At 65.6% G+C, this 20438-nt stretch carries 18 protein-coding genes; 12 read left to right on the forward strand and 6 right to left on the reverse strand.

Going from position 1 to position 20438, the window contains the following annotated elements:
* Position 1 precedes the first annotated feature (1 nt).
* The 7 genes from NOM55_RS11045 (at position 2) to NOM55_RS11075 (ending at position 5324) form a co-directional block, all read left to right on the forward strand.
* Positions 2-1129, forward strand: coding sequence for a succinylglutamate desuccinylase/aspartoacylase family protein (locus tag NOM55_RS11045; RefSeq protein WP_255908616.1), 1128 nt, complete (start codon positions 2-4; stop codon positions 1127-1129).
* Positions 1126-1941 carry an ABC transporter ATP-binding protein gene (locus NOM55_RS11050; RefSeq protein WP_047966145.1) on the forward strand — a complete coding sequence of 272 codons (816 nt, stop codon included), beginning with the start codon at positions 1126-1128 and terminating at the stop codon, positions 1939-1941. The genes NOM55_RS11045 and NOM55_RS11050 overlap by 4 nt, the downstream gene beginning before the upstream one ends.
* Positions 1942-2044: 103 nt before the next feature.
* Positions 2045-3019, forward strand: coding sequence for a GlxA family transcriptional regulator (locus NOM55_RS11055; RefSeq protein WP_047966146.1), 975 nt, complete (start codon positions 2045-2047; stop codon positions 3017-3019).
* A 153-nt stretch (positions 3020-3172) separates the two neighbouring features.
* Positions 3173-3634, forward strand: a complete 462-nt coding sequence (locus NOM55_RS11060) for a MarR family winged helix-turn-helix transcriptional regulator (protein WP_238377256.1) — start codon at positions 3173-3175, stop codon at positions 3632-3634.
* Positions 3635-4171: a cytochrome b gene (locus NOM55_RS11065; RefSeq protein ID WP_255908617.1), complete on the forward strand. Its 537-nt coding sequence runs from the start codon at positions 3635-3637 to the stop codon at positions 4169-4171.
* A 20-nt stretch (positions 4172-4191) separates the two neighbouring features.
* Positions 4192-4734 carry a YceI family protein gene (locus tag NOM55_RS11070; RefSeq protein WP_047966149.1) on the forward strand — a complete coding sequence of 181 codons (543 nt, stop codon included), beginning with the start codon at positions 4192-4194 and terminating at the stop codon, positions 4732-4734.
* 20 nt (positions 4735-4754) lie between these two features.
* Positions 4755-5324 (forward strand): YceI family protein, encoded by a 570-nt coding sequence (locus NOM55_RS11075; protein ID WP_120812017.1) that lies wholly within the window; start codon positions 4755-4757, stop codon positions 5322-5324.
* Between the two features lie 69 nt (positions 5325-5393).
* Here the strand turns inward: NOM55_RS11075 and NOM55_RS11080 are convergent, their stop codons facing one another.
* Positions 5394-7214, reverse strand: coding sequence for a HAMP domain-containing sensor histidine kinase (locus tag NOM55_RS11080; RefSeq protein WP_255908618.1), 1821 nt, complete (start codon positions 7212-7214; stop codon positions 5394-5396).
* Entirely contained in the window at positions 7211-8857 is a 1647-nt protein-coding gene (locus NOM55_RS11085) for an EAL domain-containing response regulator (protein WP_255908695.1), read from the reverse strand. Before NOM55_RS11085 ends, NOM55_RS11080 begins: the two co-directional genes overlap by 4 nt.
* Before the next feature lie 300 nt (positions 8858-9157).
* On the opposite strand from NOM55_RS11085, the gene queC reads away from it, so the two are divergent.
* The 3 genes from queC to queE are packed head-to-tail and all read left to right on the forward strand — an operon-like array spanning position 9158 to position 11508.
* On the forward strand, positions 9158-9850 hold the full coding sequence (queC, locus tag NOM55_RS11090) for a 7-cyano-7-deazaguanine synthase QueC (protein WP_255908619.1): 693 nt from the start codon (positions 9158-9160) through the stop codon (positions 9848-9850).
* 1 nt (position 9851) lies between these two features.
* Positions 9852-10862: a 6-carboxytetrahydropterin synthase gene (locus tag NOM55_RS11095; RefSeq protein WP_255908620.1), complete on the forward strand. Its 1011-nt coding sequence runs from the start codon at positions 9852-9854 to the stop codon at positions 10860-10862.
* Positions 10863-10872: 10 nt separating this feature from the next.
* The gene (queE, locus tag NOM55_RS11100) at positions 10873-11508 is read left to right on the forward strand and encodes a 7-carboxy-7-deazaguanine synthase (protein WP_255908621.1); all 636 of its coding nucleotides are present in this window, start codon (positions 10873-10875) and stop codon (positions 11506-11508) included.
* A gap of 73 nt (positions 11509-11581) precedes the next feature.
* Here queE and phhA read toward each other — a convergent pair whose 3' ends face one another.
* Positions 11582-12472, reverse strand: coding sequence for a phenylalanine 4-monooxygenase (gene phhA, locus NOM55_RS11105; protein WP_255908622.1), 891 nt, complete (start codon positions 12470-12472; stop codon positions 11582-11584).
* Positions 12473-12607: 135 nt separating this feature from the next.
* Between phhA and NOM55_RS11110 the strand changes: the two genes are divergently transcribed.
* A complete protein-coding gene (locus NOM55_RS11110; protein WP_238377257.1) occupies positions 12608-13087 on the forward strand; it encodes an Lrp/AsnC family transcriptional regulator in 480 nt (159 codons plus the stop codon).
* A 1-nt stretch (position 13088) separates the two neighbouring features.
* Here NOM55_RS11110 and NOM55_RS11115 read toward each other — a convergent pair whose 3' ends face one another.
* The 3 genes from NOM55_RS11115 to NOM55_RS11125 all read right to left on the reverse strand — a co-directional run bounded on the left by NOM55_RS11115 (position 13089) and on the right by NOM55_RS11125 (position 18563).
* Positions 13089-13979, reverse strand: a complete 891-nt coding sequence (locus NOM55_RS11115) for a DMT family transporter (protein WP_255908623.1) — start codon at positions 13977-13979, stop codon at positions 13089-13091.
* An 83-nt stretch (positions 13980-14062) separates the two neighbouring features.
* Positions 14063-16696: an aminopeptidase N gene (gene pepN / locus NOM55_RS11120; protein WP_255908624.1), complete on the reverse strand. Its 2634-nt coding sequence runs from the start codon at positions 16694-16696 to the stop codon at positions 14063-14065.
* Between the two features lie 79 nt (positions 16697-16775).
* A complete protein-coding gene (locus NOM55_RS11125) occupies positions 16776-18563 on the reverse strand; it encodes a M61 family metallopeptidase (protein WP_255908625.1) in 1788 nt (595 codons plus the stop codon).
* A gap of 442 nt (positions 18564-19005) precedes the next feature.
* Between NOM55_RS11125 and ccoN the strand changes: the two genes are divergently transcribed.
* A complete protein-coding gene (ccoN, locus tag NOM55_RS11130; RefSeq protein WP_047966160.1) occupies positions 19006-20430 on the forward strand; it encodes a cytochrome-c oxidase, cbb3-type subunit I in 1425 nt (474 codons plus the stop codon).
* Positions 20431-20438: the final 8 nt, after the last annotated feature.

Consider the following 20438-nt stretch of genomic DNA (forward strand, 5'->3'; position numbering starts at 1 on the left):
CATGCACAGAATCGATCATCCGCTGCCGCCCATCAGCCTGAACACTGCGCGCCAGATCAGCAGTTTTCACTTTGGCCACGCCGGAGAGGGCGAGAAGGTCTACATCCAGGCCAGCCTGCATGCTGACGAACTGCCAGGCATGCTCACCGCCTGGCAGCTGAAGCAAAGGTTGGCCGCACTGGAGGCCGAGGGCCGTATCCAGGGCGAAGTGGTGCTGGTGCCGGTCGCCAACCCGATCGGCCTCGACCAGAACCTGAACAGCGTGATGCTGGGCCGCTTCGAGCTGGCCAGCGGCCAGAACTTCAACCGCCACTACCCGGCCTTTGCCGCCGACATCTTTCACGAGCTGAAAGCGGAACTGGGTCAGGACGCGAAGGCCAACACCCGCCTGATCCGCGATCGGCTGCGCCGCAAGGTCGCCGCCATCGAGCCGGCGAGCGAGCTGGCCGCGCAGCGCAAGACGCTGATGCTGCTTGCCTGTGACGCCGACGTGGTGCTGGACCTGCACTGCGACTGCGCCGCGGCGATGCACCTGTACACCGGCACGCCGCTGTGGCCGCAGTGCGAACCGCTGGCACGCTATCTCGGTGCCGCCGCCACGCTGCTGGCCGAGGAATCCGGCGACAACCCGTTCGACGAAGCCTGCAGCCAGCTGTGGTGGCAAGTGCGCGACATGGCGGCTGCGGCCAACCTTGACGCCGCCATCGACATGGCCTGCCTCGCCGTCACCATCGAGCTGCGCGGCCAGGCCGATGTCAGCCATGCGCTGGCGGCACAGGATGCCGACGCCATCATCGCCTTCCTGCAGCACCGCGGTGTGATTGCCGGCACCGCCCCGGCCCTGCCGGAACTGCGCTACCCGGCGACGCCGCTGGCCGGTTCCGACAGCCTGCTGGCGCCGCATCCCGGCGTGGTGCACTACCACTTGCAGTCCGGCACCATCGTGGCCGCCGGCGATGCCATCGCCGACATCATCGACCCGGTCAACGACCGCGTCACCACCTTGCGCGCCAGCCGTCCCGGCATGCTCTACGCCACCGAAAGCCGCCACTACGCCATTACCGGCCAGTGGCTGGCCAAAGTGGCCACCCCTGAATCCTTTAAAACCGGAAAGTTGCTATCAGCATGAAACCGCTAGAACATGATCTCGCCGTCGGCGCCGCCGCTGATGGCAACACCAAACTGAACGTCATCGACCTGCACAAGAGCTACGGCAGCCACGAGGTGCTCAAGGGCGTCTCGCTGACCGCCCACGCCGGCGACGTGATCAGCATCATCGGCTCTTCCGGCTCCGGCAAGAGTACCTTCCTGCGTTGCATCAACATGCTGGAACAGCCGCACAGCGGCACCATCGCCGTCACCGGCGAAACGCTGAAGCTGATCACCGACAAGCGCAACGGCGCGCTGAAGGCGGAAGACCCGAAACAGCTGGCGCGCCTGCGCACCAAGCTGGCGATGGTGTTCCAGCACTTCAACCTGTGGGCGCACATGACGGTGCTGGAAAACATCATCGAGGCACCGATCCACGTGCTGGGCGTGCCGAAGGATGAAGCCATCGCCCGTGCCCGCAAGTACCTGGACAAGGTCGGCCTGAAGAACGTCGAGGACAAGTACCCGTCGCACATGTCCGGCGGCCAGCAGCAGCGCGTGGCGATCGCCCGCGCGCTGGCAATGGAGCCGGAAGTGATGCTGTTCGACGAGCCGACCTCGGCGCTGGACCCGGAACTGGTCGGCGAAGTGCTGCGCGTGATGCAGGATCTGGCGCGCGAAGGCCGCACCATGGTGGTGGTGACCCACGAAATGGGCTTCGCCCGCGAGGTGTCCAACCATGTCATCTTCCTGCATCAGGGCCGCATCGAAGAACAGGGTCATCCGAAGGAAGTGCTGACCAAGCCGAAAAGCGAACGTCTGGCACAATTCCTGTCCGGCAGCCTGAAATAAGCCGTACAATCGCCGCTTGACAAGCACGCGCCATGCTGACGATAAAGTCGGCATGGCGCCTTCTTATTTGCATCGCCCTTCGCCCCATCACCAGATTGCAGACATGGTCAACGTAACTTCCGGCACCAAACCCGTCCGCTACGGCTTCTTGCTGCTGCCCAACGCGTCGATGGCCGATTTTGCCATCGCCACCGAGGTGCTGACCCGCGCCAACCAGCTGGCGGAAAAAAAGTGCTACGAGTTCCTGCCACTGTCGCTGGACGGCCTGCCGGTCACGCTCAGCAACGGCCTGCGCCTGGCGGTAGACCTGCCGCTGGCCCACGCGCCGAAGCTGGACGTGCTGGTGGTGCTGGCCGATGAAGTCGGCGTCGACATCGCCGCCGACGAGCTGGCGCGCGTGATCGGCACCCAGCTCAACGAACACACCATGCTTGCCGGCATCAACTGCGGCAGCTACTGGCTGGCACGCGCCGGGCTGCTGGCCGGCCACCGCGCCACCATCCACTGGCAGGAAATCAGCCGCCTGTCGGACGAATTCCCCGACGTGATCGTGTCGTCCAACCTGTACGAGATCGACGGCAACCGCCTGACCAGCACCGGCGGCGCCGCCACCTTCGACTTCATGATGGCACTGGTTGCGGCCAACCTTGGCCAGGAATTCGCCGCGCAGCTGTCGGAAGTGTTCAGCATGGAACGGCTGCGCCCCGGCAGCGAACGGCAGCGCATCCCGCTGGCCACCCGCATCGGCGGTAGCCAGCCGAAGCTGACCGAGGCGGTCAGCCTGATGGAAGCCAATATCGAGGAACCGCTGACCACCGACGACATCGCCTACTACGTCGGCGTATCGCGGCGCCAGCTGGAACGGCTGTTCAAGCAGTACCTCGGCACCGTGCCGTCGAAATATTATCTGGAGCTGCGTCTGAACCGCGCGCGCCAGCTCCTGCAGCAGACCAGCAAGTCCATCGTGCAGATCGGCCTCGCCTGCGGCTTCTCCAGCGGCCCGCACTTCTCCAGCACCTACCGCAGCCACTTCAACATCACGCCGCGCGAAGAGCGCGCGCAGCGCACCCAGGGCTGAGCGTCACCGCCTTGCCGCGCCGGCCCCGGCGCGGCCACCACACCCCGCGAACAGCCCCCATTTCACTCATTCAGTTTTTCTGAATAGATACTCAGAAATGCTGTGTTTTATTTTGTACTAACTAAAACTATCCTGACGAGAACCAAATCCGCGATGAACACTCCTATGCAACAGCGCAGTGTGACCCGTTCGATGGCGCTGGTACGCGAGCTGGTGCGCACCTACCAGGCGTTCGAGCAGCTGAGCAGCAGCCGCATCCGCAGCCACGGCCTGACACCGCCGCAATTCGACGTGATTGCGACGCTGGGCAACACCGCGGGCATGAGCTGCAAGGAACTCTCCAGCCGTACCCTGATCACCAAGGGCACGCTGACCGGCGTACTGGACCGGCTGCTGGACAAGGGGCTGATCAGCCGCCGTGTCGATGCCAACGACCGGCGCAGCCTGTTCGTGGCGCTGACCAGCGAGGGTGACAGCGTGTTCCGCGCCACCTTCCCGGATGTCACCGGCCACTGCGATGGCGCCTTTGCGGCACTGAGCGACGAAGAACTGAAGCAGATCACGGCCACGCTGGCCGGCCTGCGTTTGGCCATTACGGCAAAACTGGAGCCCTGAATGAAGATGAACCAACGTTACCACCCTAGCCAGATCCTGCTGCACGCGGTGATCGGCCTGCTGATCGTGCTGACCTTTGCCTTCGGCAAGTACGTGGCCGGCCTGCCGCTGTCGCCGGCCAAGTTCCAGCTGATCAGCTACCACAAGTGGGGCGGCATGCTGGTGCTGCTGCTGGTCGTGCTGCGCATCGTGCTGCGCCTGCTCAAGGGAGCGCCGCCACTGCCGGCCACCATGTCGCCGCTGGCCAGACTGGCCGCCCACGCCGGCCACCTGGCGCTGTACGTGCTGATGCTGGCGGTGCCTCTGTCCGGCTGGCTGATGAGCTCGGCCTACGGCATCCCGGTGGTGCTGTTCGGCGTGCTGCCGCTGCCGGACCTGATTGCGGCCAACCCTGCGCTGGGCGAACAGCTGGGCGAGGTGCACGAGCTGCTCAACCAGCTGCTGCTGATCACCGTGATCCTCCACGTGCTGGCGGCACTGAAACACCACTTTATTGATCGCGACGGTCTGCTGCAGCGCATGAGCCTGCGTCGTTAACCCGAAGGACGAAAGCCCCGATGAAAGCCCTGTTGATCTCCGCCGGCCTGCTGCTGGCCAGCCCGGTGTTTGCCCAGAATGTCGACCTTGGCAAAAGCCAGCTCGTGTTCACCATGAAACAGATGGGGGTGCCGGTATCCGGCAGCTTCAAGAAATTCGCCGCCAAGGTCAGCTTCGACCCGGCCAAGGCCGACAAGGGCAGCGCCGACATCACCATCGACGTGAACAGCATCAGCCTGCCCACCGCCGACGCCAACGCCGAAGCCCGCAAGAAGGACTGGTTCAACACCGCCCAGTTCGCCCAGGCCCGTTTCGTGTCCAGCAGCATCAAGCCGCTGGGCGGCAACCGTTACCAGGTCAGCGGCAAGCTGACGCTGAAAGGCATCACCCGCGAGCTGAGCGCGCCGTTCACCGCCACCAGCCAGGGCAAGGCCGTCAGCATCGACGGTACCCTGCCGATTTCCCGGCTCGCCTTCAAGATCGGTGAAGGCAGCTGGAGCGACACCGGCACCGTTGCCGACAATGTCGACCTGCGTTTCCGTCTTGTAGTAGCCAACCCTTGATCCACCCCGGAGTGATAACCATGATCCGTACCACCCTGTTTGCGACCCTCATTGCGTCTGCCGGTCTGGCATTTGCGGCCCCGGCCAGCTACACCATCGACCCGAGCCACACCTACGCCGCCTACGAAGTCGGCCACCTCGGCCTGTCCAGCCAGAGCGGCGTGTTCACCAAGATCAGCGGCAACCTGAGCGTGGACGAAGCGGCCAAGAGCGGCAACGTCGACATCACCATCGACGCCGCCTCGCTGCAGACCTTCCTCGCCGATCGCGACAAGCACCTGAAGAGCGCCGATTTCTTCAATGTCGAGAAATTCCCGACGCTGACCTACAAGTCGGACAAGGTCGTGTTCAAGGGCAACAAGCCGGCAGCGGTAGAAGGCAAGCTGACCCTGCTGGGCGTGACCCGCCCGGTCACCCTGCAACTGGTCAACGTCAACAAGGCCAAGCACCCGATGACCGGCAAGGAAAGCTGGGGCGCCAACGCGGTGGCCACCATCAAGCGCAGCGAGTTCGGCATGAAGACCTTCATCCCGGCCGTCAGCGACGAAGTGAAACTGACCATCGCACTGGAAGCCAGCAAGGCCGAATAAGCCTGCAGGTAATGGAAAAGATGAAGCCGCCAGCATGCTGGCGGCTTTTTTATTGCGGCCAACCTTGCGCTAGTGGCGCTCGTCCAGAGCGGGCAACAGCGGCAGGCGCACGGTAAAGCGCGTGCCCTCGTCTTCGCTGCTGTCCACCGCGATGCTGCCGCCGTGACGCTGTACCAGCTCCCGCACCAGCGCCAGCCCCATGCCGCTACCGGGAATGCCCAGCGCGGTACTGGCGCGGAAAAAGCGGGTGAACAGCTTGTCCTGCTCGTCCGCCGGGATGCCCACCCCCCAGTCCTGCACCGTGACGTGCACCTCGCGCCCGGCGACCGTGCAGCGCAGCGCCAGCCGCTGCCAGCGCGGCGAATACTTGATGGCGTTGGAGATCAGGTTGCCGAACACCACGCGCAGCAGCTCGGCGTCGCCATCGACGATCAGCACGTCATCGGCGGCAAACGACACCTCGATCTGGCAATCGGGATGGATGTCCTGGCTCTGCTCCACCAGCTCGGCCAGCAGCGGCACCAGCCGCACCGGCCCCTGCTGCACCACCAGCTGTCCTTCTTCCAGCCGCGTCAGCGTCAGCACGCTGTCGGCGAGGCTGACCATGTGCTTGACCATGTCGCGCAGGCGCTGGGCGCGGCCTTGCAGCTGCTCGCCGTGGAACAGCTCCGGCTGGCGCTGCAGGCGCTGCGCGATGCCGTCGATCACCGCCAGCGGGGTGCGGTACTCGTGCGACACCATGCTGACGAAGCGGCGCTGCATCTCGGCCAGCTCGCGCTCGTGCTGCAGCGTGGCTTCCAGCGCGTGCTCGCGTTGCAGGATGTGGCTGATGTCGAGGATGCTGGCCAGCACGCAGGGGATGCCGCGGTAGTCGATCAGGCAGCCGGTGAGGCTGGCGTCGAACGGACGCTGCTCGCGGTCGCGCAGCACCGCGTGAAAGTCGATCACCTGCCCTTCCTGCTGCAGGATTTCCAGGAAACGCTTGCGCTCCGCCGCGTGCTCGTACAGCGCGGCCGAGGTCGGCGTGAACTCGCTGCTGCTGCCCAGCCACATGCCGTAGCGCTCGATCGCCAGCCGGTTGGCGTAGCGGATGCGCTCCGACGCCAGCTCGGAAATCACCATCGGCAGCGGCAGCGCATCGAGAATGCCCTGCAGCTCCTCGCTGCGTTCGCGCTGCAGCTGCAGCAGCTTTTCGCGGTCGCTGACATCGTGCTGGCTGATCAGCATCGCGCTCTCGCCGGTGGCCGGATCGCGGATGCGGAACAGCTGCACCTGATGGCGCACCATGCTGCCATCGGCCAGCCGCACGTCTACCACCCGGCGCACGCCGCGGCTCTCCATCGCCGCCAGCCGCAGCTCGGCCAGCAGCTTGGGGTCCGGCAGCGAGGCCAGCAGCGCATCGCCCTCCGACGGCGGCAGCGCCAGCGCGGCGGCCGGGTTGCGCTGCAGCACCATGCCGTTGTCGTCGTACAGCGACACCATCTCGCGCACGTGGCGCAGCATCTCCACGCTGCGCACGGTATCGGCGTCGACCGACACCGGCACCGCCTCCACCTTCATCAGCTCCGGCCAGTCGTTATCGAAGCGGGCGCAGTGGCAGCGCACCTGCAGCGGCAGGCCGTGCGGGTACAGCGTCCAGTTTTCCTCCACCGCGCGCTGCTCGGCAAAGGCGGCCTGGTACACGGCAAGGCGGGTGCGCAGCACCTCGCTGCTGATGGAGAAGTCGCGCTCCTGCAGCGACGCCAGATCCGCCGCGTCCCACAGCTGCAGCGCCTGGCGGTTGGCCCACACGATGCTCTGCCGGCGCATGTCGAAAAACCAGACCGCCAGATGCAGGCGTTCCAGCAGCGGCATGGCCGCGGTCAGTGATGGCGGCAATTCGGTACTCATGGCGTCCCCAGTAACGACAGCAGTTCGGCCAGCGGCATCGGCCGGTAAAAGTGATAGCCCTGCGCAAAGCGGCAGCCCAGCTCCGCCAGCAGCGCCGCCTGCGCCGCGCTCTCCACCCCTTCGGCCACCACCACGCAGCCCATGGCGCGGCCGAGGCTGATCAGCCCTTCGATGATGCGCGCGTCGATGCTGCGGCGGCTGATGTCCATCACGAAGCTGCGGTCGATCTTGATCACCTCGGCGTGCAGCCGCTTCAGGTAGTCCAGCGACGCGTAGCCCATGCCGAAATCGTCGACCGCCAGCTTCAGCCCCAGCGCGCGCAGCGCGGCGATGTCGGCCTCGATGGCGGCGGTCAGGTAGGTCATCGAGGTCTCGGTGACCTCGATTTCAAGGTTGGCCGCCAGCGCCAGCCTTCCTGCCTGCAGCTGGGCGTTGAGAAAGGCCGGCACCCCGCGACCGAGGCTTTGCGCCGAGATGTTGAACGACAGGATGAAGTCCGGGCGCAGGCTGACCAGCTCGGTGACCGCCTCCAGCGTCTGCGCGATCACCCAGTGGTCGAGATCGGTGGCCAGCCCGCTGCGCTCCGCCGCCGGCACGAAGGCCCCCGGCGACAGCGCACCGATATCGGCATGCGGCCAACGTACCAGCGCCTCGGCGCCGACGATGCGGCCGCTGAGCAGGTCGACGCGCGGCTGGAACAGCAGGGTCAGCTCGCCGGATTTCAGCGCCTGCCCCAGGTAGCGCTCGGCATGGCGCGCCGCCTGCAGCGCCTGGTAGTCGCCGCGGCCCAGCTCGATGAAGCGGCGCGGATTGCCGGCGCTCTCGAAATTGAGATGCAGCGCGCAGGACTCCACCAGCGTGGCGGCCTCGAAGTGGCGCAGCGCCGGTGCGCGCCAGTCCAGATGGATGCACAGCGCACTGCAGGTATAGGCGACGCTGACACCGCCGACCTCGAGCGTCATCCTTTGCGCCAGCACCGCCGCCGCCTGCGGCGCGGCATCCTCCGCCAGCAGTAGCGCCCAGCAGCCGTCGGACCAGGTAAACACCTGCCCGCTGCCGGCCAGCGGCGCGAGACAGGCCAGCATATTGTGTTGCAGCAGCGGCTGTTCGGCGGGCGCCAGGCGCATGGTCAGCGCCAGATAGGTATCGACCTTGACCAGCAGCAGCGTCTGCGACGCCTGCGCCGTGCGTGCCGCGGCCACCTGCGCCAGCAGCAGCGCCCGTCCCGGCACCGCCGGTGGAGGCGGCAGGCTGTCGCCACGGCGGCGGCGCTTGACCTTGGCGGCGATGGCGGCCAGCAGCAGGTCGAAGTCGACCGGCTTGACCAGATAGTCGTCGACCTCCAGCAGGCGACCGCGCACCTGGCTGTGGCTGTCTGCCAGCGCGGTGAGCAGGATGAACGGCAGCTGCGCCAGCTCGCCACCCTGCGCCGCCATCGTTTCCACCAGCTCGAAGCCGTCCATGCCCGGCATCGACACGTCGCTCAGCACCAGATCCGGCAGCTGCTGCGCCATCAGCGCCAGCGCGGCGTGGCCGTCCACCGCCTCCAGCACGCGGTAGCCGGCGCTGAGCAGCTCCTCGCTGATCAGCTGCCGCAGGTTGGTATCGTCCTCGACACACAGAATGGTGTACACATCCGACATAGGCACTCGTCTTTTCCTTGCTGGAGCCGGCCGCGAGGCCAGCGGCCATGCATCCTGCTAATAATTCATCATATGCAACAAGCCGGCCGCGCGCCGGCTTTCTCACCGTACCACAGCCCCGTCACCCGCATACAGCGCACTGGCCGCGCCAGTGCCCGCCGCAGCGCGGCGATGCGGTGTCGCCGCAAAATGCTGCGCAAAAACGGCTTATAGTGGGTTAAAATGGCGGGTTAACCATGCCGGGAGAGACCGATCCCGTGTGTGCCATCCTACTCACCTCGACTGTTTCTCGACGGAATCATGAACAAGACATCCAAAGCCCTGGTCGTCCTTTCGGGCGGCCAGGACTCCACTACCTGCCTGTTTTGGGCGCTGCGCGAATTCGGCGCGGCCAACGTTGAGGCCGTGACCTTCGACTACGGCCAGCGCCACCGCATCGAGCTGGACGCCGCGCGCAAGGTGGCCGAGCTGGCCGGCGTGCGCCAGACGCTGCTGCCGATCGACACCTTTGCCGCCATCGGCGGCAACGCGCTGACCGACGACAGCATCGCGCCGGAACAAGGCGCGCGCGACGACGGCGACAGCACCATCCCCAACACCTTCGTGCCCGGCCGCAACCTGATCTTCCTCAGCTTTGCCGCCGCCTTTGCCTATGGCCGCGGCATCGAGCACGTGGTCACCGGCGTGGCGCAGACCGACTACTCCGGCTACCCGGACTGCCGCGAGAACACGCTGAAGGCACTGGAGCTGGCGCTGCGCCTGGGCATGGACAGCCGCGTCACCCTGCACACGCCGCTGATGTTCATGAGCAAGGCGGAAACGGTGCAGCTGGCGCAAGAGGTCGGCGCCATGGACGCGATGGCGTGGAGCCACACCTGCTACAACGGCGCCGTGCCGCCCTGCGGCCACTGTGCCGCCTGCGAGCTGCGCGCCAAGGGCTTTCTTGAGGCCGGTGTCGCCGATCCGCTCGTCGTGCGCTGCGGGGGACACTGACATGAACAGCAGCCATATCCTGGCCGGTGCCAGCTTCGAAGCGGCACGCAACCTCGCCGGCATCGGCGAGCACGGTCACAGCTTCCGTGTGCTGGCGCGCGCCGATGCTCACCCCGGTAGCGAGGCAGTACTGCATGCCGATCTGGCCGCCGCGGTGGCGCCGTTCCATTACGCCCACGTTAACGCCACGCTGGCCGACGGCAGCGACTTGTCGATCGCACGTTATCTCGCGTCGCAGTGTGGCCAAGCGGTCAGCCTGCAGCTGGCCAGCGCCGCCGATCGCGGCGTGCTGCTGGCGGAAGACGGCAGCGAGTACGTCTATGTCGATACCCGCTTCGAGGCCGCGCACCAGCTGCCGCACGTGGCGCCCGGCCACAAGTGCGGCCGCCTGCACGGCCACGGTTTCGGCGTGCGCATCGTCGCCGATGCCAGCCGCAGCAGCCTCAACGACATCCTGCTCAAGGCGTGGCCGCCGCTGTTCGCGCGGCTGAACCACAAATACCTGAACGACATCGCCGGCCTCGACAACCCGACCAGTGAGGTGATGGCGGCATGGCTGTATCGCGAACTTGCGGCCAACCTTGCCGGCCTCGCGTGGGTGGAAGTGCGCGAGACGCACACCGCCGGCAGCCAGTTCGACGGCCAGACCTACCGCATCTGGAAGGAACAGCACTTCGAGAGCGCGGTGCCGTTCGACGCCGCCGGCAACTACACCGGCCACAGCTACCTGATCCGCCTGCTGCTGCAGGGCAGCGTCGACCGGGTGATGGGCTGGGTGCTGGACTTTGGCGACGTCAAGGACCGCTTCAAGCCGGTCTACCGCCAGCTGGACCACAACCCGCTGGACAAGCTGCCCGGCATCCGTGCCGCCGACGCCGCCAGCGTGGCGGAGTGGGTGCACGGCGAGCTGAAGCCGCTGGTGCCGGAGCTGGCCCGCATCGACCTGATGGAAACCCCGCAACGCGGCGTGTCGCTGACCTTCCGCGGCGACATGCAGTGGCCGCTGCTGTAAGGAGGCGACAATGACCATCTATACCGTCAAGGAAATCTTCTACACGCTGCAGGGCGAAGGCCGCCAGGCCGGCCGCGCCGCGGTGTTCTGCCGCTTCTCCGGCTGCAACCTGTGGTCCGGCCGCGAGGAAGACCGCAGCAAGGCGATCTGCCAGTTCTGCGATACCGACTTTGTCGGCACCGGTGACGACGGCGGCAAGTTTGCCGGCGCCGCCGCGCTGGCCGCGCGCATCGCCGCCGAATGGCGCGGCACCGGCGGCCAACCTTATGTGGTGTTCACCGGTGGCGAACCGCTGCTGCAGCTGGATGACGCGCTGGTCGCCGCCATGCACGCGCAGGGCTTCGAAGTCGCCGTGGAAACCAACGGCAGCCTGCCGGCACCGGCCGGCATCGACTGGATCTGCGTCAGCCCCAAGGCCGGCGCCGACTGGGTGCAGAAAAGTGGCCACGAGCTGAAACTGGTGTTCCCGCAGCCGACGCTGCTGCCGTCGGAACTGCCGGACGACCTGCAGTTCGAGCACTACTACCTGCAGCCGATGGACAGCCCGCTGCAGAGGCAGAACACGCAGGAAGCCATCGCCTGGTGCATGGCGCACCCGGCGTGGCGGCTGTCGGTGCAGACGCACAAGGTGGTCAACATCCGCTGAGCTCGGCGACGCATGAAAAAAGCCACGACCTCGGTCGTGGCTTTTTTGTGCACTACGTTGCGGCCAACCTTGCTCAGATATCGTCGGTCTCGGCCCAGCCGGCGCGCGAGCCGCGCTGGAACACGCGGTCCTGCGGCAACACGTCGCCGGCAGCGTGCGCCGCCACCCCGTGCAGCTGCCGGTAGTAGGCGGTGAAATCGGGCGCGGTGGCGTCGAACAGCTGCTGGAAGCTGTCGATGACGAAGTAAGTCTTCTGGAAGGTGTCGATGCGGTAGCGCGTGTTCATGATGCGCAGCAGGTCGAAGCCGATGCGGTTCGGGCTGTCGCTGTCCAGGCTGTACACCGATTCCGACTTGCTGGACACGATGCCGGCACCGTAGATGCGCAGCCCCTGCGGCGTGTCGATCAGGCCGAATTCCACCGTGTACCAGTACAGCCGCGCCAAGAGCGGCAGCGCGCCGAGGTCTTTCGCCTTCATGCCGCCGAGGCCGTAGGCCTGCAGGTAGTCGGCAAACACCGGGTTCATCAGCAGCGGCACGTGGCCGAACAGGTCGTGGAACACGTCCGGCTCCTGCAGGTAGTCCAGCTGCTGCGGCTCGCGCAGCCACCAGGTCACCGGGAAGCGGCGGTTGGCCAGATGCTCGAAGAACACCTCGTCGGGAATCAGCCCCGGCACCGCCACGATCTGCCAGCCGGTGGCGGCCGCCAGTTTCAGGTTCAGCCGCGCGAAGTCCGGCACCCGGTCGGCATCGATGGCCAGCGCCTCCAGCCCGGCGAGGAATTCGTCACAGACACGGCCGGGCAGCATCTCGCACTGGCGGCGGTACAGCGTGGCCCAGGTCTGGTGGTCTTCGGCGCTGTAGCGCTCCAGCGGTTGCGGCAGGGTGAAGTCGGCGGCGTGGTCGAGGCCGACATTCTTGCGGACGGTGATGTCCGGCACGGTAAACGAGGTTGTCTCCATCATCGATCTTCTTGTGTAGGCGGCAGCAAGGCCAGAGCCAGCAGTGTAGGCGCGCTAAGCTGCGGCTTGGCCGCAACATTTGCCATCGGCACGGTTTATTTGCATACTTCCCGCACCAAAAACCGGAATATGCACAAAATGCGCAATATCGACTTCGACCGTTTCGATTACCAGATTCTGGAGGCGCTGCAAAAAGACGCGCGCGCCACCCACCAGAAGCTGGCGCAGGACATCGCGCTGTCGCCGTCGCAGATCGGCCGCCGCATCCAGCGGCTGGAAGAGTGCGGCGTGATCCAGGGCTACCATCTGGCGCTGCGTCCCGACCTGCTCGACCTGTCGGTAACGGCCTTCGCTAATGTCAGTCTAGAACGTCACGGCGAGGCGTCCATCCGCGAATTCGCCGCCGCCATCACCGACCTGCCGGAAGTGCTGGAATGTTACGCGGTGGCCGGCGAGGCCGACTACTGGCTGCGCATCGTGGTGCCGGACCTGCCGTCGCTGTCGCGTTTCGTGATGAACAAGCTGATGACGCTGCCGCTGGTGCGCAGCGTGAAATCGACGGTGGCGCTGGAGCCGATCAAGCACACCACGCGCCTGCCGCTGCCGGAGCGGCGTTAGGCTAGCGCCGCCACTCGCGCCTTAGCGCGTACAACGAGATCAGGATCAGCGCAGCGGCGATCAGCAGCATGCCGAGCGCCTCGGCGTGGCTGGGCACCTCGGCCAGTAGCAGCCATGCCATCAGCACCGCCACCGCCGGTATCGCCAGGATGCTCATGCCGGCCATGCCGGCCGACAGCCTTGAGAGCAGCAGCATCCACACCAGCCAGCCCAGGCCGCCAGCGAGCACGCCGGAGAACAGCAGCACGCCCAGCAGCGGCCAGCCCCACTGGATGTCGCGCCCGGGGAACAGCGGCAACAGCAGCGCCAGCACCAGCGTGCCCCACACCATCTGCCAGAAAGTCAGCGCCAGGGTATCGACCTGGTGCTGCGCGCGCAGCTTCTTGGCGATGATCGCCGAGCTGGCCCACACCAGGCCGCCGGTGATCGCCAGCGCGTCCGACAGCCAGTTGCCGCCGAGATCCCACGGCTCGAGGATCGCCAGCAGCCCGACCAGCGCCAGCGCCACGCCCAGCCACTGCAGCGGCGCCAGCTTTTCGTGCAGGAACAGCCGCGCCAGCAGCAGCGTCCAGAACGGCATGGTGTAGCACAGCACCGACACCTTGCCGGCACCGCCGGCCACCAGCGCCAGATTGGTGAACACCACGAAGCCGGCGGTCTGCGTCAGCCCCAGCCAGAAGGTTGGCCGCATCGGCGTCGGCGTGAAGCGGCGACCGGTGGCGCGCATGATCAGCGCCAGCGTGGCGATGGCGAGCACGGTACGGCCGAGGCCGAGCTGGAAGGCGCTGGCGTAGGCCAGCCCGAGCTTGGTGACCACCCAGTTGGCACCCCAGGCGAACCACAGCGCCAGCAGCATCAACACACTGGAAGTACGGTCAGAAACAGCAGACATGATGGATAAGGTTGGCCGCAAGGAAACAGGAAACAAAAACGGGCCGGAAGCATCCGGCCCGCGTCAGTACAGCATGGTACGCTTTATGCCGAAAGGTTTTTCGACACAATCTCGAACACATCGTTCGACAGCCCCGGTTTGGCCAGGATCTGCTGCAGGGCGGCGGTCATCTGCTGCTGGCGTTGCGGCTCCAGCTTGCGGCGGCGGTTGAAGGCCGCCACCAGCCGGCTGGCCACCTGCGGGTTGATGTCGTCCAGCAGCATGATCTGCTCGGCCAGAAAGCGGTAGCCGGAACCGTCGGCGGTATGGAAATGCAGCATGTTGCGGCCGAAGCTGCCCAGCAGCGCGCGCGCCTTGTTCGGGTTCTTGAGGGTGAACGCCGGGTGCGTCATCGCGTTCCGGACGTGGTCCAGCGTGCACGGCAGCTGGCTGCTGGCCAGCAGGCTGAAGTACTTGTCCATCACCAGCGCGTTGTCCTGCCAGCGCTCGGCAAAGGCGAGATAGCAGTCGGTGCGGACATCGCCGTCGCGGTCGCGCAGCGCCAGCAGCGCGCCCATCTGGTCGGTCATGTTGTCGGCGTTCATGCACTGCTGCTCGGCCGCTTCCTCCGGCCAGGCGTCACTGAGGCGCGTCAGCATCGCCAGCGCCAGGTTCTTCAGCGCACGGCGGCCGGCATCGTCCGGCTGGTAGTCGGCACACTGGTTGATGTCGAAGGCCTCGTGCCATTCACCGCGCAGTGCCTGCGCCAGCGCCGCCAGCACGAATTCGCGCACCGCGTGGATACGCGCCGGATCGGCGGCGTCGACCATTTCCAGGATCTCGGCTTCCGACGGCAGCGTCAGCATCAGCGCCTTGAACGCGGCATCGGCCTCGTGGTCGCGCAACACCGCGCGCAACGCCTCGACAAAGCCCTCGGCCAGCTGCAACGGGCGGCCGGCGGCGTGATCGGCGATCAGCTGCTTGAACAGGCGCTCGGCGTAGGCCTGGCCGGCCTCCCAGCGCGCGAACGGGTCGCTGTCGTTGGCCATCAGGAAGGCCAGTTCGTCGTCGCGCCAGTCGAACACCAGCTTCACCGGCGCCGAGAAACCGCGCAGCAGCGACGGTACCGGCTGCTGGCTAACGTTGACGAAGGTGAAGCTTTGCTCGGCGGCACGCACGTCCAGCACGCGGGTGGTGGCGCCGGCCTCGGCCTCGCCCTCCAGTTGCAGCGGCAGGTCCTGGCCGTCGCGGCCAACCAGGCCCAGCGCCAGCGGAATGTGGAACGGCTGCTTGTCGCCCTGCCCCGGCGTCGCCGGGCAGTGCTGCACCAGATGCAGGGTGTAGCTGAGCGCGACCGGATCGTAGTCGCCGCGCACCGTCAGCTGCGGCGTGCCGGCCTGGCTGTACCACAGCGCGAACTGCGTGAGGTCTACCCCGTTGGCGTCGGCCATCGCGGCGCGGAAGTCGTCGCAGGTCACCGCCTGGCCGTCGTGGCGCTTGAAATACAGTTGCATGCCCTTCTGGAAGCCGGCTTCGCCGAGCAGGGTATGGTACATGCGCACCACTTCGGCGCCCTTTTCGTACACCGTCATGGTGTAGAAGTTGTTCATCTCGATGTAGCTGTCCGGGCGGATCGGGTGCGCGGTCGGGCCGGCGTCTTCCGGGAACTGCAGCTGGCGCAGGTTTTTCACGTCCTGGATGCGCTGCACCGCGCGGCTGTGCAGGTCGGAACTGAACTCCTGGTCGCGGAACACGGTCAGGCCTTCCTTCAGCGACAGCTGGAACCAGTCGCGGCAGGTGACGCGGTTGCCGGTCCAGTTGTGGAAGTACTCGTGGCCGATGATCGCTTCCACGCGCTCGAAGTCGGCGTCGGTAGCGGTATCCTGCCGCGCCAGCACCGCCGAGGTATTGAAGATGTTGAGGCCCTTGTTCTCCATCGCGCCCATGTTGAAGTCGCCGACGGCGACGATCATGTAGATGTCAAGGTCGTACTCCAGGCCGAAGCGCTGCTCGTCCCACTGCATCGAACGCTTCACCGCGCCCATCGCGAACGCCACCTTGTCCTGGTCGGCCGGCACGGTCCAGATTTCCAGCGCCACGCGACGGCCGCTGGCGGTGATGTAGCTGTCCTTCAGCGCCGACAGCCGGCCGGCCACCAGTGCGAACAGGTAGGACGGCTTGCGGTACGGGTCGACCCACTTCACCCAGTGCCGCTTCTTGTCGGCCATGCCCTCGCCCACCTTGTTGCCGTTGGACAGCAGTACCGGGTACTTCTGCTTGTCGGCGATGATGGTGGTGGTGAACTTGGCCATCACGTCCGGACGGTCGGGATAGAAGGTGATCTTGCGGAAGCCTTCCGGCTCGCACTGGGTATACAGGTTGCTGCCGCCGGAGGCGTACAGCCCCATCAGGCTGCTGTTGGCTACCGGATCGATCTCGGTTTCCACATCCAGAATGAAGCTGTCCGGCACGTTGGCGATGCAAAGGCCGTCCTCGCGCAGGCTGTAGGCGTCGGCGGCCAGCACTTCGCCGTCCAGCTGCAGCGACAGCAGCGTGGCCGAGCCGTCCAGCTGCAGCACGTTGGCCGCGGTGGCCGCCGGATTGCGGTGCATGATCAGGCGCGAACGCACGCGCACCAGATTGTCGTCGAGGATGTCGAAGGTCAGGTCGACCTTGTCCACCAGATAGGACGGCACTTGATAGTCTTGCCGGTACTTGATTTGGGCTTGTTGGCTCATGCCATGTTTCCTGTGTAGGGTACGGGGCGGGTCAGCGCACTGCCCGCCCTCCTTGTTGTCTACGCGAAAGCGTCCCCGGTTAATGCGTCGGCCAGCCGGCGCCGTTGTCCTCCAGGCGCAGGCGGCAGGTATCGGCGGCGGTGGCGGCCAGCGTTACCTTGTAAGTGTTCAGTTCGTCGCGGCGGAAGGCGTGGATCTTCACCGTGTCGCCGATGCGGCAGCGGCTGATCGCCTTGTCCAGGTCGCTGACCTTCAGCCCGTTGACGGCGATGATCACGTCGCCGCCGGCCAGCCCGGCCGCCTGCGCCGCGCCGCCGTCCAGCACGCTGACGAGGCGCACGCCGAGGGCGTCGGGCGCGCTCTTCACGCCCAGGGTTGGCCGCAGTGGCGCGGCACGGAATTCGTCGACCACGCTGCCGCTGTCGGCCGGGGCGTCGGCAGGCACCATCTGCATCTGAACCCCCTGCGTGGCGAGGAGTTCCGCCAGCGGCAAATCGGCGGTGGAACGGATCGCCATGTCGAAGAACTTGCCGAGCTTGAGGCCAGTCACCTCTTCGGCCACGCGCTCCCACTCGTCTTCCGCCAGGCCCTGGCCATCGGCCAGCCACTTCTGCCATAGCGCCAGCATCACCGTGTCCAGGCTCTTGGCGCCGCCGGTTTCACGGCGGATGTGCAGGTCCAGCGCCAGCGCCGCCAGCGCACCCTTGGTGTAGTAGCTGACGATGCTGTTGGGGCTGTTCTCGTCCTGGCGGTAGTACTTGGTCCACGCGTCGAAGCTGGAGTCGGCCAGCGTCTGCCTGGTGCGGCCATTGCCGCGCGCGACGCCGGTAATGGTCTTGGCCAACAGGCCGAGATAGCGCTTTTCGTCGATCAGGCCGCAGCGTAGCAGCGCGAGGTCGTCGTAGTAGGAGGTGATGCCCTCGAACGCCCACAACAGCGTGGTGTGGCCTTCGCGGTTCAGGTCGTAGGGGGTGAACACCGCCGGCTTCATGCGCTTCACGTTCCAGCTGTGGAAGTACTCGTGGCTGATCAGGCCCAGCAGCTTGAGGTAGCCGTCGCCGATCTCGCCGTCAGCCAGGCCCGGCGCCGGCAGGTCGTCTCGGCTGGCCACCAGCGCGGTGGAGGCGCGATGCTCCAGCCCGCCGTAGATGTCGCCGCCGACGAACAGCATGAACACGTAGCGCTCGAACGGCGCCGGCTCGCCAAAAAAGCGGATCTGCCACTCGCAGATGCGCTTGGTGTCTGCGGCCAACCTTTTCAGGTCAGCCCGGTACTGGCCGGAGACGATGAACTCGTGCGGCACGCCGCAGGCCTTGAAGCGGATGCGCTCGAACTCGCCCAGTTCCACCGGATGGTCGATCAGTTCGTCGTAGCTGGCCGCCTGGTAGCGGCCGAAACCGGATTTCTTGACGTCGAGCGCCGGCAGGCTGGTGGCCACCTGCCACTTGGCCAGCGCCTTGTCCGGAGGCGGCAGCAGTTCCACTTCGCACGGCTCGTGCTCGAAGCCGTCGGCCTGCAGGAACACGCTGGTGCCGTTGTAGAAGCCGCGCTGCTGGTCCAGGTAGGCGCCGCGCACGGACAGGTCGAAGGCATACACGGTGTAGTGCAGCGTCAGTGCGCCCGTCACCGGCGCCGCCTGCCAGCTGTGTTTGTCCAGTTTCTGCAGCGCCACCGCCTTGCCGCCGCTCTCGGCGCGGATGGCCACGATGTGGCGGGCGAACTCGCGAATCATGTAGCTGCCGGGAATCCACGCCGGCAGCCGCAGCACTTGTCCTGTGGCGGCGGGCTGGCGAATGGTCTGCGAGACTTCAAACAGGTGCGCCTGCGGATCAAGCGGGCAGAGACGATAGCGGACGGCAAAGCTCATGACACAACCCCGGACTGGAAGGGAAAGTGGGGGATTCTAGCACCATGTCCTGTCTGGCGCAGGCAGGGTGGCCGCTTGATCTTCATCAAAATGGGCAAAGGCAATGACAATATAATCGCAGTGGGCAAAAAGGGCTTTTCAGCCTGACACGCCGCGACAGACAGCGCAAAAAGCCGGGTTCACCGGCGCTGTCGTCTGGCCGCTGACACCCGATTTGATTTAGAATGCCTGATTGAATAAATGGGGATTCGGGGCGCTTTCACAGCGACTGGAATAACACCGATACCGTGCACCACCAATGTGGTCACCCGGTCTTATGCCATCCACGGCCCTATGCCATCCCCGCGACTTGCCCGACTTCATTTTCATATGGGGTTACGCACCGGGGTTTCAAGTCGCTACGGTTTTACGTTCTAGTTCGCAACCTTGGAGAAAACCCTAAATGGAAACGCAATCCACTTATAACTATAAGGTGGTGCGCCAGTTCTCGATAATGACCGTAGTCTGGGGCATTGTCGGCATGCTGGTTGGCGTCATTATTGCGGCCCAGCTGGTGTGGCCGGAGCTCAATTTCGGGCCCTGGTTCCACTACGGCCGTCTGCGCCCGCTGCACACCAACGCCGTGATCTTCGCATTCGGCGGCTGCGCGCTGTTCGCCACGTCCTACTACGTGGTACAGCGCACCTGTAACGTCCGTCTGCTGTCGGACAAACTGGCTGCCTTCACCTTCTGGGGCTGGCAGGCCGTCATCGTGCTGGCTGCCATCACCCTGCCGCTGGGCCTGACCGCCGGCAAGGAATACGCCGAGCTGGAGTGGCCGATCGACCTGCTGATCACCGTGGTATGGGTCACCTACGCCATCGTGTTCTTCGGCACCATCGCCGTGCGCAAGGTCAAGCACATCTACGTGGCCAACTGGTTCTACGGTGCCTTCATCCTGGCCGTGGCGCTGCTGCACGTGGTGAACAGCCTGGCGATCCCGGTATCGATGTGGAAGTCCTACTCCGTTTACGCCGGCGCAGTCGATGCCATGGTGCAATGGTGGTACGGCCACAATGCGGTAGGCTTCTTCCTGACCGCGGCCTTCCTCGGCATGATGTACTACTTCGTACCGAAACAGGCCGGCCGTCCGGTGTACTCCTACCGTCTGTCGGTGGTGCACTTCTGGGCACTGATCTTCACCTACATGTGGGCCGGTCCTCACCACCTGCACTACACCGCCCTGCCTGACTGGACCCAGTCGCTGGGTATGGCGTTCTCGCTGATCCTGTTCGCGCCAAGCTGGGGCGGCATGATCAACGGCATCATGACCCTGTCCGGCGCGTGGCACAAACTGCGTACCGACCCGGTACTGAAGTTCCTGGTGGTATCGCTGTCGTTCTACGGCATGTCCACCTTCGAAGGCCCGATGATGTCGATCAAGACCGTCAACGCGCTGTCCCACTATACCGACTGGACCGTTGGCCACGTGCACTCCGGTGCCCTGGGCTGGGTTGCCTTCATCTCCATCGGCTCGCTGTACTACCTGCTGCCACGCCTGTTCGGCCGTGACGGCATGCACAGCACCAAGCTGATCGAAGCCCACTTCTGGCTGGCCACCGTCGGCGTGGTGCTGTACATCGCCGCACTGTGGATCTCCGGTGTGATGCAAGGCCTGATGTGGCGTGCGCTGAACGCGGACGGCACCCTGACCTACGCCTTCGTGGAAGCGGTAAAAGCAACCTATCCGTACCACTTCGTCCGTCTGCTGGGTGGCCTGCTGTTCCTGTCCGGCATGCTGATCATGGCGTACAACACCTTCCGTACCGTTGCCGCTGGTCGTCCGGTTGATGCCAAGATCCCGGCCGTTGTCGCTCACGCGCACTAAGGGACAGA

It is taken from the genome of Vogesella sp. AC12 (assembly GCF_024437575.1).
Lineage (GTDB): Bacteria > Pseudomonadota > Gammaproteobacteria > Burkholderiales > Chromobacteriaceae > Vogesella > Vogesella indigofera.